This is a genomic window from Asanoa sp. WMMD1127 (assembly GCF_029626225.1).
Lineage (GTDB): Bacteria > Actinomycetota > Actinomycetes > Mycobacteriales > Micromonosporaceae > Asanoa.
Genome location: NZ_JARUBP010000001.1, coordinates 2,167,870 through 2,182,566, shown reverse-complemented (window position 1 = coordinate 2,182,566; position 14,697 = coordinate 2,167,870). Strand labels below are relative to the sequence as shown.

Annotated in this window: 17 protein-coding genes and 1 pseudogene; 10 read left to right on the top strand and 8 right to left on the bottom strand. The window is 70.5% G+C overall.

Annotated elements, in window-relative coordinates:
• Window positions 1-63 precede the first annotated feature (63 nt).
• Genes O7635_RS10505 through O7635_RS10495 form a run of 3 tightly spaced genes read left to right on the top strand, consistent with a single transcriptional unit; the run spans window position 64 to window position 2,244 of the window.
• On the top strand, window positions 64-666 hold the full coding sequence (locus tag O7635_RS10505; RefSeq protein ID WP_278085432.1) for an allophanate hydrolase subunit 1: 603 nt from the start codon (window positions 64-66) through the stop codon (window positions 664-666).
• Window positions 663-1,502 (top strand): biotin-dependent carboxyltransferase family protein, encoded by an 840-nt coding sequence (locus O7635_RS10500; protein WP_278080225.1) that lies wholly within the window; start codon window positions 663-665, stop codon window positions 1,500-1,502. Before O7635_RS10505 ends, O7635_RS10500 begins: the two co-directional genes overlap by 4 nt.
• Window positions 1,486-2,244, top strand: a complete 759-nt coding sequence (locus tag O7635_RS10495; RefSeq protein WP_278080224.1) for a 5-oxoprolinase subunit PxpA — start codon at window positions 1,486-1,488, stop codon at window positions 2,242-2,244. The genes O7635_RS10500 and O7635_RS10495 overlap by 17 nt, the downstream gene beginning before the upstream one ends.
• Here O7635_RS10495 and O7635_RS10490 read toward each other — a convergent pair.
• Window positions 2,235-4,058 carry an NHL domain-containing thioredoxin family protein gene (locus tag O7635_RS10490; RefSeq protein ID WP_278080223.1) on the bottom strand — a complete coding sequence of 608 codons (1,824 nt, stop codon included), beginning with the start codon at window positions 4,056-4,058 and terminating at the stop codon, window positions 2,235-2,237. The two genes, O7635_RS10495 and O7635_RS10490, sit on opposite strands and share 10 nt — an antisense overlap.
• Window positions 4,059-4,080: 22 nt before the next feature.
• Window positions 4,081-5,922 carry an acyl-CoA dehydrogenase gene (locus tag O7635_RS10485; protein WP_278080222.1) on the bottom strand — a complete coding sequence of 614 codons (1,842 nt, stop codon included), beginning with the start codon at window positions 5,920-5,922 and terminating at the stop codon, window positions 4,081-4,083.
• Between the two features lie 267 nt (window positions 5,923-6,189).
• On the opposite strand from O7635_RS10485, the gene O7635_RS10480 reads away from it, so the two are divergent.
• Window positions 6,190-6,327, top strand: coding sequence for a hypothetical protein (locus O7635_RS10480; protein ID WP_278080221.1), 138 nt, complete (start codon window positions 6,190-6,192; stop codon window positions 6,325-6,327).
• Window positions 6,328-6,330: 3 nt separating this feature from the next.
• Here O7635_RS10480 and O7635_RS10475 read toward each other — a convergent pair whose 3' ends face one another.
• Both O7635_RS10475 and O7635_RS10470 read right to left on the bottom strand, forming a co-directional pair.
• On the bottom strand, window positions 6,331-7,452 hold the full coding sequence (locus tag O7635_RS10475) for a PP2C family protein-serine/threonine phosphatase (protein ID WP_278080220.1): 1,122 nt from the start codon (window positions 7,450-7,452) through the stop codon (window positions 6,331-6,333).
• An 86-nt stretch (window positions 7,453-7,538) separates the two neighbouring features.
• Complete coding sequence (locus O7635_RS10470; RefSeq protein WP_278080219.1) at window positions 7,539-8,192, bottom strand: septal ring lytic transglycosylase RlpA family protein; 654 nt, start codon at window positions 8,190-8,192, stop codon at window positions 7,539-7,541.
• A 165-nt stretch (window positions 8,193-8,357) separates the two neighbouring features.
• Here O7635_RS10470 and O7635_RS10465 point away from each other — a divergent pair, with 165 nt between their 5' ends.
• Complete coding sequence (locus O7635_RS10465) at window positions 8,358-8,927, top strand: phosphoribosyltransferase family protein (protein WP_278080218.1); 570 nt, start codon at window positions 8,358-8,360, stop codon at window positions 8,925-8,927.
• On the opposite strand, the gene O7635_RS10460 is transcribed toward O7635_RS10465, so the two are convergent.
• Window positions 8,924-9,394 carry an NUDIX domain-containing protein gene (locus O7635_RS10460; RefSeq protein WP_278080217.1) on the bottom strand — a complete coding sequence of 157 codons (471 nt, stop codon included), beginning with the start codon at window positions 9,392-9,394 and terminating at the stop codon, window positions 8,924-8,926. The genes O7635_RS10465 and O7635_RS10460 overlap by 4 nt on opposite strands.
• A gap of 159 nt (window positions 9,395-9,553) precedes the next feature.
• Here O7635_RS10460 and O7635_RS10455 point away from each other — a divergent pair, with 159 nt between their 5' ends.
• The 5 genes and pseudogenes from O7635_RS10455 to O7635_RS10435 all read left to right on the top strand — a co-directional run bounded on the left by O7635_RS10455 (window position 9,554) and on the right by O7635_RS10435 (window position 13,087).
• Window positions 9,554-10,003, top strand: coding sequence for a DUF6232 family protein (locus O7635_RS10455; protein ID WP_278080216.1), 450 nt, complete (start codon window positions 9,554-9,556; stop codon window positions 10,001-10,003).
• Window positions 10,004-10,258: 255 nt separating this feature from the next.
• Entirely contained in the window at window positions 10,259-11,131 is an 873-nt protein-coding gene (locus tag O7635_RS10450) for a helix-turn-helix transcriptional regulator (protein ID WP_278080215.1), read from the top strand.
• 31 nt (window positions 11,132-11,162) lie between these two features.
• Window positions 11,163-11,363 (top strand): DUF397 domain-containing protein, encoded by a 201-nt coding sequence (locus O7635_RS10445; RefSeq protein ID WP_278080214.1) that lies wholly within the window; start codon window positions 11,163-11,165, stop codon window positions 11,361-11,363.
• Window positions 11,364-11,561: 198 nt separating this feature from the next.
• Complete coding sequence (locus O7635_RS10440; RefSeq protein WP_278080213.1) at window positions 11,562-11,753, top strand: DUF397 domain-containing protein; 192 nt, start codon at window positions 11,562-11,564, stop codon at window positions 11,751-11,753.
• Between the two features lie 145 nt (window positions 11,754-11,898).
• Window positions 11,899-13,087 (top strand): annotated as a pseudogene (locus tag O7635_RS10435) (FAD-dependent oxidoreductase).
• Here the strand turns inward: O7635_RS10435 and O7635_RS10425 are convergent.
• The 3 genes from O7635_RS10425 to O7635_RS10415 are packed head-to-tail and all read right to left on the bottom strand — an operon-like array spanning window position 13,074 to window position 14,640.
• Window positions 13,074-13,859, bottom strand: coding sequence for an alpha/beta hydrolase (locus O7635_RS10425; RefSeq protein WP_278080210.1), 786 nt, complete (start codon window positions 13,857-13,859; stop codon window positions 13,074-13,076). The pseudogene O7635_RS10435 and the gene O7635_RS10425 sit on opposite strands and share 14 nt — an antisense overlap.
• The gene (locus O7635_RS10420; RefSeq protein WP_278080209.1) at window positions 13,856-14,308 is read right to left on the bottom strand and encodes an SRPBCC domain-containing protein; all 453 of its coding nucleotides are present in this window, start codon (window positions 14,306-14,308) and stop codon (window positions 13,856-13,858) included. The genes O7635_RS10425 and O7635_RS10420 overlap by 4 nt, the downstream gene beginning before the upstream one ends.
• Complete coding sequence (locus O7635_RS10415) at window positions 14,305-14,640, bottom strand: metalloregulator ArsR/SmtB family transcription factor (protein ID WP_278080208.1); 336 nt, start codon at window positions 14,638-14,640, stop codon at window positions 14,305-14,307. The genes O7635_RS10420 and O7635_RS10415 overlap by 4 nt, the downstream gene beginning before the upstream one ends.
• Between the last annotated feature and the right edge of the window lie 57 nt (window positions 14,641-14,697).

The following is a 14,697-nucleotide window of genomic DNA, read 5'->3' as shown; positions in this document are numbered from 1 at the left end:
GTAAGTCCGCGCGGCTTCACCGGTGTGAAGGTTGCCACGCGCCGCGTCGACAATGGAACGGTGCTGCGCATCCATCGGGTCGGCGCGACCGGACTCCTGATCGAGTGCCCACCGGACGAGGTCGAGTCCTGGCGGGCGGAGCTGTGGCGGCGCCGGGCCGCGGGCGAGTTGGCGGTGACCGAAATCGTCCCGGGGGCGCGCACGGTGCTGCTCGACGGCATCGACCCGCGGGCGGCCTCGCTGGTCACCAGTTGGGCGCCGCCGCCGGCAGCGGCGGAATCGTCGGGCGATCTCCTTTCCATACCTGTGGTGTACGACGGACCGGACCTCGAGGCCGTCGGCGCGCTGTGGTCGCTGCCCGTACCCACGGTGATCTCGCGTCTGGCCGCCACCGAGTTCCGCGTCGCGTTCTGCGGCTTCGCTCCGGGCTTCGGCTATCTGACCGGGCTGCCGCCGTCGCTGTCGGTGCCCCGGCTCGCCTCGCCCCGCACGTCGGTGCCGGCCGGCTCGGTCGGCCTGGCCGGCCCCTACGCCGGCATCTATCCCACCGCGTCCCCGGGCGGATGGCAGCTGGTCGGCCGCACCGAGGTCACCCTGTTCGACGTCGACCGAGAGCCGCCCGCCCTGCTCACGCCCGGCACGCGGGTCCGGCTGGTGCGGGCATGAGGGTGGTCCGCGCCGGTGCGCTCACGACGGTGCAGGACCTCGGTCGCCCCGGGTACGCGCATCTCGGCGTCCCGCGGTCCGGGGCCCTGGACGGGCCGGCGCTGCGCCGGGCCAATGCGCTGGTCGGCAACCCGCCCGGTGCGGCCGGCCTGGAGACGACGCTGACCGGCTGCGCGTTCCGGCTGGTCGCGGACGGGACGATCGCCGTGACCGGCGCGACCGCGCGGGTCCGCGTCGACGGCGCCGAGGTCGGCCCGGACGAGGCGGTCGAGGTGCCGGCGGGCGCCCTGGTCGACGTCGGGCGGGCGACGGCCGGAGTGCGCTCCTACGTCGCGGTCGCCGGCGGGCTCGACGTGCCACCGGTGCTCGGCAGCCGCTCGACCGACACGCTCTCCGGCCTCGGCCCTCCCCGCCTCCGCGACGGCGACCTGCTCCGCGTGGGGTCGCCGGTCGGGGCCGTCGCTCGCCTGAAGGCAACTCCGCCGGCCCCCGCGGAGATCGTGCTGCCGGTGGTGCTCGGGCCCCGGCACGACTGGTTCACCGCCGAGGCGGTCGAGACGCTGCTGACCACGGCGTACGCCGTGAGTCCGCAGAGCAACCGCGTCGGCGCCCGGCTGGCCGGCGCGGCGCTGGCCCGCGCGGACGCCGGCGAGTTGCCCAGCGAGGGCGTCGTGCTCGGTGCGGTGCAGGTGCCGGCCGACGGTCAGCCGCTGGTGTTCCTGGCCGACCACCCGACCACCGGCGGATATCCGGTGATCGCGGTGGTCACCGACGTAACCGCCCTGGCTCAGGCCCGCCCGGGCAGTACCGTCAGATTTCATGGACCTGAACGCTGACATGGCCGAGGGCTTCGGCGTCTGGAAGCTCGGTGACGACGACGCCCTGCTCGACGTGATCACGTCGGCCAACGTCGCGTGCGGCTTCCACGGCGGCGATCCGGCGACGATGCGGCGGGTCTGCGCGACGGCCGCGGCCCGGGGAGTCGCCGTGGGGGCCCAGGTGAGCTACCGGGACCTGGTCGGGTTCGGGCGGCGACGGATCGACTACGCGTTCGACGAGCTGCGCGACGACGTGATCTATCAGATCGGCGCCCTCGACGCGTTCTGCCGGGTGGCCGGCAAGGCGGTCCGGTACGTCAAGCCGCACGGCGCGCTCTACAACGTGGCCGCGGTCGACGAGGCCCAGGCGGCGGCGGTGGTCGCGGCGATCCGCGACTACGACCGTTCGCTGCCGCTGCTGTGCGGGCCTGGTTCCACGCTGGCCGAGATCGCCGTGGGCGCCGGCCTCAGCGTGATCGCCGAGGGCTTCGCCGACCGGGCGTACGAGCCGGACGGCCGGCTGGTCTCCCGCAGCCAACCCGGCGCGGTGGTCGACGACCCGGACGCGGTCGTGCACCGGGCCCTGCGGCTGGCCCGCGAAGGCACCGTGACCGCGGTCGACGGCTCGGTGATCCCGCTGCGCGTGGCGTCGATCTGCCTGCACAGCGACACGCGCGGTGCGGCCGACCTGGCCCGCCGGATCCGCGACGCCCTCACCGGCGCCGGCATCCCGCTGGCGCCGTTCGCGGGTCAGGCCTGAGTCTCGTCGAGGCCGCGGAGGACGAGCGCCAGACGCTGCGTACCGTCGGCGCTGACCTTGATCGGGACGCCCCAGTCCTGTCGGGTCAGGTGGCAGGCCGCGTGCTCGGCCTCCGCGTCGCAGGTGGCGGCCTGGGCGACCACCTGGAGGACGCCACCGTCGACGCCCTCGGCGATGACCAGGCGACGGCTCAGGTCGGTGGTCGCCCCGTCGCCCTCGAGCAGCAGTTCGGGCGGCGACGCCGAAACGGTGAGCCGGGTCGACGGACCGAACGACTCGTCGAGCTTCTGGCCCGGCGCCGGCGTGAAGATGACGTCGAGGGTGACCTCGCCCGCGGCCACCACGGTCGGCGGGCGTTCGGTGCGGTGCCGGGTGCCCGGCGCGGTCGCACCGCGGGCCGCGAGCGCCGTCAACCGGTGCCCGGCCGACTCGACGACGATCAGGTCGCCGGCCGGGGTGACGACGATGTCGCTGGGCTCGGCCAGCCCGTCGGCCAGCGTCGAGACCTCGTCGGCGACCGGGTCGAAGCGGCGCACCGCGCCGTTGTAGGTGTCGGCGACCAGCACCGACCCGTCGGCCAGCGCGCAGACGCCGAGCGGGTGCTGCAGCAGCGCCTGGTCGGCCGGCCCGTCCATGTGGCCGAAGTCGAACAGGCCCTGCCCGACCGCGGTGTGCAGCGCGCCGTCCTCGACGTAGCGCAGGGCGCTGGTCTCGCTGTCGGCCACCCACAGCCGGCGGCCGTCGGCCGAGGTGGACAGGCCGGAGGGCTGGGCCATCCAGACGTCGGGCAGCGGGCCGTCGCGCAGCGCCTCGACCGTGGTGCCGGCGTAGACGCCGGTGGTGCGCTTGATCGGGTCGTACCACCAGAGCTGGTGGATGCCGGCCATCGCGATGACGACCTGGTCGTCGTACCAGGCGACGTCCCAAGGAGAGGAGAGGTCGCTGGCCAGCGCGTCGTGCGCGTGGTCGTCGACGGTCGACCGCCACTGCCGCCCGCTGCCGGCGAGGGTGACGACCTCGCCGGTGGCCAGCGTGAGGCCGCGGAGCAGGTGGTTGACGGTGTCGGCGACGACGACGTCGTAGCCGACGGTGGAGGCGAGCTCCGGCGGCAGCAGGCAGAGGCCCTGCGGCTCGGCGAACTCGGCCTTGTCCGGGCCGCCGTCGGCGCGCCCGCGGGTGCCCGTGCCGATCCGCCGCACGACGGTCTCGCCGTCGGCCTCGAGCTCCACCAGCGAGTGCCGGGACGAGTCCGAGACCAGCAGGTGGCCGTCGGGCAGCACGACGGCCTTGCCCGGGAAGCGCAACGTCGTGTGCGCCGCCTCCGGCGCGACGTAAGGGCCGTCGCCGCGGTGCAGCGTGCCCTTGGCCTCGTGGGTGGCGACCAGCTCGTCGACCAGCCGGCCGAGCCCCTCGGCGTGGCCCTCGCCGGCCATCGTCGCCACGACGTAACCCTCGGGGTCGACGACGGTCAGCGTGGGCCAGGCCTTGGCCGCGTACTGGTCCCAGGTGACCAGCTCCGGGTCGTCCAGCACCGGGTGGTGCACCTCGTAGCGCTCCACCGCGGCCCGCAACGCCTCCGCGTCACGCTCGTGCTCGAACTTCGGCGAGTGCACCCCGATCACGACGAGCACGTCGCCGTACTTCTCCTCGAGCGGACGCAGCTCGTCGAGCACGTGCAGGCAGTTGATGCAGCAGAAGGTCCAGAAGTCGAGCAGCACGATCTTGCCGCGCAGATCGCCGATCGACAGTCCCCGGCCGCCGGTGTTGAGCCAACCGCGGCCCTTCAGCTGGGGCGCCCGTACGCGTGGAGTCACCCGTCAATCGTGCCAGCGCCGGCTAGAAGGATTCCTCCGGGAGGTCCATCAGGTCGAGCGTGGTGTTCTCGATGATGCGGCGGTCGGCGCCGAGGCGGGGCAGCACCTCGCGGGCGAAGAACCGGGCGGCGGCGACCTTGCCCGTGTAGAAGGCATCCGGGCCCTCGGCCAGCTTGCGCAGCGCCACGTCCGCCTGCCGCTGGAGGAGCCAGCCGACGATCAGATCGCCGACCGCGAGCAGGAACCGCCGGCTCGACAGGCCGATCTTGTAGATCGCCCGCGGGTCGGTGGCCGCCTCGCCGAGCCAGCCGGTCATCACGCCCAGCATGGTCTGGGCCTCGACCAGCGCCTTGCCCAGCGCGAGCCGCTCCTCCTTGAGCTGGCCGTTGCCGCCCTCGGACTCGATGAACTGCTGGATCTCGCCGGCCACGGCCATCAGCGCGCCGCCCTGGTCCTTGACGATCTTGCGGAACACCAGGTCGAGGCTCTGGATCGCGGTCGTGCCCTCGTAGAGGGTGTCGATCTTCGCGTCGCGGACGTACTGCTCCAGCGGGTAGTCCTGCAGGAAGCCCGAACCGCCGAAGGTCTGCAGGGACTCCGAGCCGAGCAGCTCGTAGGCCCGCTCCGAGCCGAGACCCTTGACGATCGGCAGCAGGAAGTCGTTGACCCGCTTGGCCAGCTTCTCCGCCTCGGCGTCGCCGGCGTGCGCGGCCAGCTTGATCTTGTCCTGCCAGCTCGCGGTGTAGACCACCAGAGCGCGCATGCCCTCGGCGTACGACTTCTGCAGCATCAGCGACCGGCGTACGTCCGGGTGGTGCGCGATGGTGACCCGCGGCGCGGCCTTGTCGGCCTGGCGCAGGAGGTCGGCGCCCTGCACGCGCTCCTTGGCGTAGTCCAGCGCGTTGAGGTAGCCCGTCGACAACGTCGCGATGGCCTTGGTGCCGACCATCATCCGGGCGTACTCGATGATCAGGAACATCTGCCGGATGCCCTCGTGGACGTCGCCCATCAGCCAGCCCTTGGCCGGGACGCCGTGCTCGCCGAAGGTCAGCTCGCAGGTGTTGGAGACCTTGATGCCCATCTTGTGCTCGACGTTGGTGGCGAACACGCCGTTGCGCTCGCCGAGCTCACCGGTCTCCTCGTCGAAGTGGAACTTCGGCACGACGAACAGCGACAGGCCCTTGGTGCCCGGACCGCCGACGCCCTCGACGCCGACCGGGCGGGCCAGCACGTAGTGGACGATGTTCTCGCTCAGGTCGTGCTCGCCGGAGGTGATGAACCGCTTGACGCCCTCGATGTGCCACGAGCCGTCGGGCTGCGGGACGGCCCGGGTGCGGCCGGCGCCCACGTCGGAGCCGGCGTCGGGCTCGGTGAGCACCATGGTCGACGCCCAGCCCTTTTCGATGAACAGCTCGGCCCACTTCTTCTGCCGGTCGGTGCCCTCGCGGTGCAGCGTGGTCGCGAACGACGGGCCGGACGCGTACATCCAGATCGGCGCGTTGGAGCCCAGGATCAGCTCGGCCAGCGACCACCACAGGGCGCGCGGCGCGGAGGTGCCGCCGAGCTCCGTCGGCAGGTCTAGGCGCCAGAACTCGGCGTCCATGAAGCGGTGGTACGAGCGGCGGAAGGCCTCGGGCAGCGGCGCGCTGTGGGTGGCCGGGTCGAACACCGGCGGGTTGCGGTCGCTGTCGGTGTAGCTGGCCGCCAGGTCTTCGCGGGCGAACCGGTCGAGCTCGACCAGGAAGTTGCGGGCCGTGTCGGCGTCGATGTCGGCGAACGGCGCCTGACCGAGGACCTGACCGGCGCCGAAGACCTCGAAGAGGTTGAACTCGATGTCGCGCAGGTTGCTCTTGTAGTGCGTCATGTGCGTCGGTTCCCCGATCCCAGCGGCGTTGGTTACCCGTCAGTAACCCAGGTTATTACCTGCGAGTAGGACTCACAAAGGGGCGTCCTTGGTGACCGGTGCCACAGTAATCACATCGTGGCGTCCCTTTTGAAGCGCTTTATCGGCTTATGGGGGTCGATATTGGGTGGAGTCAAGTCGGCGCGCCGACAGTTGCGTCACCGTACGCAGCGCGGGGTCGTTTGGTGGTTACCCGCGCCCGAGGGCGCACGACGCAGGAGGTCCCCGATGACTCTCGCCCATCTCGCTGCCCTGCTGCTCAACCCGCGCGCCGGCTACGTCGGTCGGCACCGCGCGCCCGAGACCACCGCCCGGGCCATCGCCGCGGTCCAGGTGCCACGACTGGCGGCCGCGAAGCAGCCCTGAACGTTACTCGCTGCCGACTTCCCAACTGGGGACGCTGACGGTGGTGACCGGGCGTTGACCGGCGTACTCGAGCAGGACGACGGCGATGTCGTCGTCGAGCCGCCCGTGCACCCACTCGACCAGCGCCGTCTCCAGTGACGCCAGACCGTCGCCGACCGTGCCGTGGCCGAGCAGCCGCCACGCGCGGTCGGCGATCGGGAAGAACTCGCCCTCCCGGCGCGCCTCGCCCAGCCCGTCGGTGAACAGCAGCAGCCGGTCGCCCGGCTCGAGGCGCTCGACCCGGGGGCGGACGACCGGCATGAAACCCAGCGGCGGCGCCGGCGCCGGCGGCTCGAGGGGAATGACCTCGCCCCGGCGCAGCAGCAGCGGCGCCGGGTGCCCACAGTTGACGATCGTCAGCGTCCCGCCGCGTTCCTCCACCATGGCCGCGGTGACGAAGTCCTCGTCGCCCACGCTGCGCGCCACCGCCCGGTCCAGGTCGGCGACGATCGCCCGCAGGTCCGCCCGCTCGTAGGCCACGTGCCGGTAGGAGCCGAGCACGATGCTCGCGGTGCGGACGGCGTCGAGGCCCTTGCCGCGCACGTCGCCGATGATGATGCGGACGCCGTACGGCGTATCCAGGCACTCGTAGAGGTCGCCGCCGATCTCGGCGGTCGCCGTGGCCGAGATGTAGCGGCCGGCGACGGAGAGGGAGCCCATCTGCGGCTCGATCGGGCGGAGCACCGCCTGCTGGGCGACCTGGGCCAGTTTGGACAGTTCGGCGATCCGCGTCGCCTGCCGCTCGCGGATCACCGCGACCACCGCCGCGATCGCCGTGGCCAGCGCGACGCCGACGACGTTGACGCCCGTCGCCAGGGTGACGCCGCGGGCGGCGATGGCGAACCCGATCCCGACCACCGTGGCCAGCACGCCGACGACCAGCACCATCCGCCACGAGGCGAACGCGGCCGCCAGGAACGGGGCCGCGGCGACCAGGCCGACGTAGTTGGCGCCACTGCCGTCGGCGATCTCCACGGCCGACACGATCGCGAGCAGCACGACGGCCGCGCCGAGACCGGCGCGGGATCCAGGGCTGAGCGGGCGGCGGCCCGGCGGGGAGAACTGCATGGGTACGCCGAACAGCATGCCTGATCCACGTGCCGTACTGAACGAAGTTGGCCCCTCGGACATCCGGTTCTGACCGTCTCGGTCAGTCCTGTCGGGTGCCTCCGTCAGTTGCCCAGCACTTCGTACTTGACGGTCAACTCACCCTGGCTGAGGTTGGCGATGGCGCGGAACGCGGCGCGGGACAGGTCGATGCACCGCCCGTCGACGAACGGGCCGCGGTCGTTGATGCGGACCACCACGGACTTGCCGTTGCTCGGGTTGGTCACCCGTACGCGCGTGTTGAAGGCCAGGGTCTTGTGCGCGGCGGTGAGCGCCTCGGGGTCGAAGGTCTCGCCGTTGGCGGTGAGCTGGCCCTCGTCGTAGTAGGAGGCGCCGCAGCTGCCGCTGCCGACCACGTCGCCGCTGTCGCTGTTTTCCGTTGGCTTGCTCGACGTCTTCGCCGGCGTGGGCTTCTTGCTGGCCGGGGCGCGGACGCTGCCGCGGGAGGCGTGCTCGGGGGTCTTGCTCGGCTTGGGCTTGGGGCTCGTCGTAGGCGTCGGCGCGGCGCTTGTCACGCTGGGTGACGGCTCGTCCGCAGGGGGTGCCGGGTCGGTCGATTGTGGAACATCCATGGTGCCGACCGTCTGCGCGGCCTTCTCCTCGGTCAGCTTGAGCGCGCCGAAAGCGCCACTGACCAGCAATGCCAGGACGACCACCGCGGTCGCCAGCGGTCCGAACAGCGACGCTGTGGCCCGCTGCCTGGTATGCCTACCCGCCACGATCTCGGGCTCCTTCCGCCGGGGGTGAACCGCCACGGACCGTACGCAGAGTGGTACGTCTGATGTCAACGTGATCATTGGCTTTCGCCCGAATATGGACCGAAACGTTCAACCGATCGACTGACCCCGCGGTGGTCCTTGGGTGCCGGTGTGCAGGATGGTCTTGTGGCCACCTCTCCACCACTGCGGGACGAGTCGTTGCGCGCCGCCCTCGCCGAGGCGTTCCACTGGTTCGACCCGGGAGCGTTCTCGGATCACCTGGTCTCCGATGTGTCCGGTTGGTGGCATTCGCCGGCGTTGCTGGCGTCGGTTGGGCCGGCGCTGGCGGCGCTGTACGCCGATTCCTCGCCGACGCTCGTGGTATCGCCGGAGGTCACCGGGTTCCTGGTCGGGCCGCTGGTCGCGGTGGCGCTGGGCGTCGGTTTCGCGCCGGCCGTCAAGGACGGCGGCGATCGGCGGTTGGTCGACCGGGTGACGTGGGCGCGTACGCCGCCGGACTATCGCGGGCGGGAGCTGCGGCTGGGGGTGCGGGAGCGGCAGATCCGGCCGTCGGACCGGGTGCTGGTGGTCGACGACTGGGTGGCGACCGGGGCGCAGGTGCGGGCGCTCTACGAGGTGGTGGCGGCGCGGGGTGCGACCGCCGTCGGGTGCGCGGCGATCGTCGACGCGGCGCCGCCGTCGTTGGCGCGCTCGCTTCGCCTCCGGTCGCTGTTGACGGCGGCCGACCTCGGCTAGATCGCGAACCAGGCGGCGGTCTCGTCCGCCAGCGCGCGTGCGAGCCGCAGGGTGGCGATCTCGTCGAGCGGTGGGTGGTCGTCTGCGGGGAACCAGCCGACGTCGAGCGACTCGTCGTCGTTGACGGTCGCGTCCGCGGTCAGGGCCCGGCAGGCGAAGGTGATGTTGAGGTACTGGCATCGGTCGCCGTTGGGATAGGTGACCTCCGGCGAGACGGTCACCGAGGTGATCCGCTCGGGCGCGACGCGTACGCCCGTTTCTTCCTCGACCTCCCGCACGATCGCGGCGGCCGGCTCCTCACCCGGCTCGGGGATGCCGGAGATGAGTGACCAGCGGCCGGTGTCGGCGCGGCGGCCGAGCAGGATCTCGCCGCGGTCGTTGCGGACGACGGCGCTGACGCCCGGCAGCCAGAGCGGGGCGTGTCCGATCTGGTGGCGGATGTCGGTTATGAAGCGCGGAGTTGGCACTCAGGCACCTTAGACCGAGGTTTGCGCAGCTAGAGCCAGCTATCACCCCGGGAGATCACAGATGGGTATGGCGCTATCTGCTATATCGCAGATTGGCATCTAGCGGAGAGCGGGGTTCCCAGGTGCAATAGACGTAGCTACAACCCGGGAGGAGGTCAGATGCCCACCTACTATCCCGGTCCGGACGTGTGGATCACCGACAAGGCGTTCACCGTCCTGGGCTCTTGCCCGGTCCACTTCCCCATCAAGGACTTGGCCGACCCCTACGTCGTCCGCGGCGACCGACACCCCGCCGGCGTGGTGACCGGCCGCTTCGCCATCGGCACCGTCGTGGCCGGCACCGTCGCCTGGCCACTGCACGACTCAGTGCTGGTCCACACCGCCATGCTGCTGGCGGTGGCCGTGCCCGTCCTGGCAACCGGCGCCTGCCTACGGGTGGCCCCACGCACCTACCAACTGCGGGCCGTCCACGGCGCGACGGACATCTGCCTCTACAGCACCACCCACGCGACGCGCTTCGGCCAGGTCCGGCGGGCCCTCGTGCGAGCGGTCGAAGAGCACCACCGCCAGAGCCTGACCAAAACGTGGCTACGCGAGCTCGAACGCTGAGCTGCCCCAAACGGCGCCGAGGGTGGACCGGCCCACCCTCGGCGTCTCATGTGCCGATCTGCGATATAGCTGGTAGCGGGATAGCGGTGAGGTACCTCGCGATGCATAATGTGCCTGACCCGCGCGTCCGGCAGACAGGCGACATCCGCGCAACTTACGCTGGCAAGCGACCTCACTGCCCGAGTTGGCGCAGACAGCGACACGGCTTCCCGCCGTAAGCCGACGCGCGCTCTTAGCTGGACAGGAGCGCCACTGATGGCCTCGAGCGACTCGCCAGCCGGCGCACGCCGCCGCGTGCGTCTGGCAGTCCGGCGGGCTCGCGAAGCCAAAGGCATTACCCAGGGTGACGTGGCCGAAGCCATGGAGTGGTCACTGTCCAAAGTGATGCGCATCGAGAACGGCGAAGTCACCATCTCGCAGAACGACCTCAGGCCCCTTCTCAGCTTCCTTGGCATCAAGGATAGGAGCCAGGTCGAAGCGCTGGTCACTTCCGCGAAGTTGTCGAAGCAGCGTCGCCAATGGTGGGAGGAGCCGGCCGTCCGCGACCTCCTCACCGCCAACATGGTGCAGCTGGTGCAACTCGAGGTCGAGGCCACCGAGATTCGCTATTTCTATCCCATGGTCGTGCCGGGCCGCCTTCAGACGCCCGCCTATACCCAGGCGGTGCTGCACACCTTCGCCGGGGAGCTCAGCGAAGATGCGATAGAGGCGCGGTTGCGCGTTCGCGAGATGCGCCGGCAGAAGTTCCTCACGGCGGACCGGTCAACCGCCGTCTACGTGCTGCTCGACGAGTCCGTGCTTTCCCGCCAGGTCGGCGGCGCCGATGTGTTGCGAGACCAGCTCGAGCATCTGCTGAACCTCGTCGGCGAAGGGCGAATCGCCGTCAAAATCATTCCCTTCGTCGAGCAGGCGACGATTCCCATGCTGGGGACCTTTGAGCTCATCAGTCTCGGAAACGAGGACGATGACGCGCTGCTCTACAGGGAAAGTGACATTCTCGACGAGATCGTCGAGGACAAGGAGAAAATCAAGCGGCATCGGGGAATCTTCGACCGCTTGTGGAGCAGTGCGCACGACGAGACAACCTCGGCGGGGCTAATCAAGGACCACGCCACCGCGTTGGCCTGACCAACCTATAGCGAACGAAAGGCATAGAACGTTGAACGAGTCGAGTGCGGCCATCTCATGGCGCAAGAGCAGCCGATGCGCGTCCGGCGCCTGCGTCGAAGTCGCCGATGCGGTGGAGAATGTGCTCATGCGGGACTCCAAGTCGCCCGAAGGCACGCCGTTAGCCTTCCCCAAGGGTGTCTGGACCGACTTCATGATTGACATCAAGGCTGGCCGATTCCACGCAAACTAGTGGCGGTTGTGAGCCGTGAACTTCGCGTACTCGGTACAGCGCCGAACGCGGCTCACAATCCAGGTCGTTCCAATTACCACAAAAATCGCATTTCGCCGCAATCCCCGACATTGCCAGCACTCACTGCGTTCACTCACGTTCCCTGCGTTCCAGTCGTTGCTTACGCTGTGCGTAGGTCACTACTAGGGAGCGTGACTCATGTCCAAAGATCAGAGTCGGGTCAAATGGCTTAGTAGGTGCTCGACCGGCGCATGCGTGGAGGTCGCCGCGCTCGACGGTCGGGTGCTCGTGCGTGACTCGAAAGACCGTGAAGGGCCGGTCATGGCGTTCTCTCGCTCAGCGTGGAGCGAGTTCCTCGACGGGGTCCGCGAGGGAGAAGTGCGCCGCTAGCGCGCTCCGGCGAGCCATCGGCTCGGCCGTAGGTCCTCGTATCCCGCAGCCCTCGCGCACGCCCCGGCCGCCCAGCGGATGCGTTGCGCGGTTCGTGGTCATAGCGTGGTGACGTCTGATCTAGGAGGACGTCGTCGAGACAACGGTGTGTGTTGCCGGTGGTGGGCCGGCCGGGGTTGTGCTGGGGTTGTTGCTCGCGCGGCAGGGTGTCGAGGTTGTCGTGCTCGAGAAGCATGCCGACTTTCTGCGCGACTTCCGCGGTGACACCGTCCACCCGTCGACGCTGACGCTGCTCGACGAGATCGGTCTGGGCGCCGCCATCGCGGAGCGGCCCGGGCGCAAGGTGGACGCGCTGCGGGCCACGTTCGACGACGGGACCGTGCGGGTCGCCGACTTCAGCCGGTTGCCCGGGCGGCATCCGTACATCCTGTTCCTGCCGCAGTGGGATTTCCTCGACCTCCTCGCCGACGAGGCGGCCAAGCTGCCGAACTTCACCCTGCTGCGCTCGACCGAGGTCGTCGACCTGCTGCGCGACGGCGACGGCAGGGTGGCCGGCGTCAGGACCAAGGACGGCCGCGAGGTACGGGCCCGGCTCACCGTTGGCTGCGACGGGCGCACATCCGTTGTCCGGGAACGGCTCGGCCTGGCCTCCCGTGAGTTCGGGGCGCCGATGGATGTGCTGCGGTTTCGCATCTCCCGCCGGCCCGACGAGCCGGCCGGGCTCGACATGCGGGTCGGCGCCGGCGGGCTCATGCTCTGCATCGACCGCGGCGACTACTTCCAGTGCGCCTATGTGATCGCCAAGGGCGGCTACGACGAGGTACGCGCCGCCGGGCTCGACGCCTTCCGCGACCGTGTCGCCGCCCGGGCGCCGCACCTCGGCGATCGCGTCGGCGAGCTGAGGAGCTGGGACGACGTGCGGCTGTTGACCGTCAAGCTGGACCGGCTCCGCCGCTGGTGGGCGCCGGGTGCCCTGCTGATCGGCGACGCGGCGCACGCCATGTCGCCGATCGGCGGCGTCGGGATCAACCTCGCTGTCCAGGACGCCGTGGCGGCAGCCCGCATCCTCGGTCCGGCGCTGGCCCGCCGGCACGTTGACCGACGGTGATCTGTCCAAGGTGGAGCGGCGTCGGCGGTTCCCGACCGCGGTGACCCAGGCCGGGCAGCGGCTCGCGCAGCGCCGCATCGTCGATCCCCTTTTGCACGCAACCGGGCCGGTCAACGTGCCGCGCCCTGTGCGGCTCGTCGACCGGACCCCCCGATTGCAGCAACTCGCCGCCCGGGTCGTCGGCCTCGGCGTCCGACCTGAGCACGTCGGCCCTATCGGCCGGTGAAGAACTCCAGCAACACCGGACCCAACGCATCGGGTTGCACGTCGTGCGTCTGGCCGGCGAGTTCACGATGGACCGCGCCGGGGACCGCGTCCGCCGTCGCCTTGGCCGCGACCCTGAGGTTGTCCGGACTCGCTCCACCGGCCGCCACCAGCGTCGGCACCCGCACCAGCTCGGCGACCGAGCGCGGCACCGACGAGTCGCCCATCACCGCGTTGTCGTAGGCCAGGGTCGGCGCCACCGCCTCGAAGACCGCCCAGAACGGCTGCCCGCGCATCCCCGCGACCATCTCCGCCGGCATCCCGACCGAGGTCATGAACAGCTCGATCGCGTCACCGTTGCGGCCGGCCGACAGCAGCCGGGTCAGCCGCTCCGTGTAGTCGCGGCTCCACGACCCGCCGTCGGTCTCCGAGACGAACGGCGGCTCGAACAGCGCCAACTTCTCGAAGGCCACTCCGGCGGCCGCGGCGTGCAGCAGCAGGGCGGCGCCCGACGAGATGCCGTACGCGTACGCGTCGCCACCCGCCTCGGCCACCAGTGCACGCAGATCGTCGATCTCGCGCGCCACCGCGTACGGCGCCGTGTCACCGCTGTCGCCCCGGCCACGGCGGTCGTACGCGTACACCGTGAAATGGTCGGAAAGCACGGCCGCCAGCGGGCGCATCGGGCCGGACGCGCGGTAGCACATCGCCCCGTCGACCAGGATCACCGGCGGGCCGCTGCCGCTGCGTTCGTACGCGATCGTCGTGCCGTCGGTTGATGTCAGCTTGCTCATTGCGTACCCCCTCTGAAGGTGTCGAGGTATGCCGCGAAGCGGTCGAGGCTGGTCTGGAAGCCGGCCTGGGCCGCGGCGCTGCGGTATGCCTCAGGAACGTTGGTCTGGTGGGTGACCACCTCGGTGCGGCCGTCGGCGAGCGCGCTGAAGGTGACCGTGGTCCGCATGCCGCCGTGGGACTCGGCCTCGACCCACACGAGCCGGCGCGGGCGCTCGATCTCGACGTAGGTCGCCCGCATCGTGTAACTGCTGCCGTCGCGGTCGTTGACCATGGTCGTCTCGAAGGCGCCGCCGGGTCGCAGGTCGACGACGATCCCGTCGAGTGGCGTCGTGGTGCCGGTCGGCCCCCAGAAATGGGTGAGGTGCTCCGGCGTGGTCATGCACTCGAAGATCAAGTCTGGCGGCGCGTCGTGCACGCGGCGGTAGGTCAACTCGCCGGTCTCAGTCATTCTGCTTCCTTCGTGCGCAGGCTTGTCAGGTGCTCGTCGAGCCGGTCGTAGCGGTCCGCCCAGACCTTGCGGTGCTCGGCTATCCAGCCGGCGGCGGCGTCGAGCCGGACCGCGTCAAGCGCGCAGGGCCGGGACTGGGCGTCCCGCGTACGCGACACCAGCCGGGCCTTTTCCAGCACCTTGACGTGCTTGGAGATCGCCTGCTGGCTCATCGCGAACGGCTCGGCGAGCTGGTTGACGGTGGCGTCACCCTTCGCGAGTCGCTCAAGAATGGCGCGCCGGGTCGGATCGGCCAGGGCGGCGAAGACCAGGCTGAGCTCGTCGGTGGTCACTCGTCGACCCTATCCACAACCAGCCCTTTGCACAACCACCTAGTTGTATACGCGGAG

Excerpts from the sequence above, each read along its gene's own strand:
- O7635_RS10500 (WP_278080225.1), top strand. The coding sequence starts at position 663 with ATGAGGGTGGTCCGCGCCGGTGCGCTCACGACGGTGCAGGACCTCGGT.
- O7635_RS10495 (WP_278080224.1), top strand. The coding sequence starts at position 1,486 with ATGGACCTGAACGCTGACATGGCCGAGGGCTTCGGCGTCTGGAAGCTC.
- O7635_RS10485 (WP_278080222.1), bottom strand. The coding sequence starts at position 5,922 with ATGACGCACTACAAGAGCAACCTGCGCGACATCGAGTTCAACCTCTTC.
- O7635_RS10480 (WP_278080221.1), top strand. The coding sequence starts at position 6,190 with ATGACTCTCGCCCATCTCGCTGCCCTGCTGCTCAACCCGCGCGCCGGC.
- O7635_RS10475 (WP_278080220.1), bottom strand. The coding sequence starts at position 7,452 with ATGCTGTTCGGCGTACCCATGCAGTTCTCCCCGCCGGGCCGCCGCCCG.
- O7635_RS10455 (WP_278080216.1), top strand. The coding sequence starts at position 9,554 with ATGCCCACCTACTATCCCGGTCCGGACGTGTGGATCACCGACAAGGCG.
- O7635_RS10450 (WP_278080215.1), top strand. The coding sequence starts at position 10,259 with ATGGCCTCGAGCGACTCGCCAGCCGGCGCACGCCGCCGCGTGCGTCTG.
- O7635_RS10440 (WP_278080213.1), top strand. The coding sequence starts at position 11,562 with ATGTCCAAAGATCAGAGTCGGGTCAAATGGCTTAGTAGGTGCTCGACC.
- O7635_RS10425 (WP_278080210.1), bottom strand. The coding sequence starts at position 13,859 with ATGAGCAAGCTGACATCAACCGACGGCACGACGATCGCGTACGAACGC.
- O7635_RS10420 (WP_278080209.1), bottom strand. The coding sequence starts at position 14,308 with ATGACTGAGACCGGCGAGTTGACCTACCGCCGCGTGCACGACGCGCCG.